General features: G+C 65.9%; 1 protein-coding gene. It reads right to left on the reverse strand.

The window, feature by feature from the left end:
- Nucleotides 1-515, reverse strand: a 515-nt coding sequence (locus EJK91_RS21535; RefSeq protein ID WP_206430464.1) for a transposase, incomplete at its 3' end; no start/stop codon positions are given.
- Between the last annotated feature and the right edge of the window lie 42 nt (nucleotides 516-557).

Here is a 557-nt window from a genome sequence, read left to right on the forward strand (position 1 = left end):
TCGATATACAGGATCGGATAGACCGGATCGACCGGGCGGGCCTGCCAGGCCGCGATCTCATCGACGACCACGTCGGTGACCCGCGAAATCGTGGCCGCCGAGACGCTGGCGCCGTAGACCTCAGCCAGATGCTCGGTGATGTCGCGGGTGGACATGCCCCGGGCGTACAGCGACAAGATCATGTCCTCGACGCCACCAAGGCGGCGTTTGCGTTTAGGCACGATCACCGGCTCGAAGCTGCCGTTGCGGTCCCGGGGAACCTCCAGCTCGACCGGGCCGGCGGTGGTCAGCACGGTTTTGCGGCCGTGGCCGTTGCGGGAATTGCCTGATCCAGCACCGGCTGGGTCGCCGGCCTCGTAGCCCAGGTGATCGGCGATCTCGACGTCTAGGGCCCGTTCCAGCACGGATTTGGTGATAGCGGCCAGCAGCCCGTCGGGGCCATCAAGCGGCGTTCCAGAGGCTTCGGCGTCAGCCAGCAGCGCATCCACGGCTGCCGGGGGCAACAACTTCGACAGCTTTTCGGCAGCGGCGTTCGAATCAGAGGTCGGCAAGATGAT

The sequence above is a fragment of the Mycobacterium sp. P7213 genome (assembly GCF_900604305.1).
GTDB lineage: Bacteria > Actinomycetota > Actinomycetes > Mycobacteriales > Mycobacteriaceae > Mycobacterium.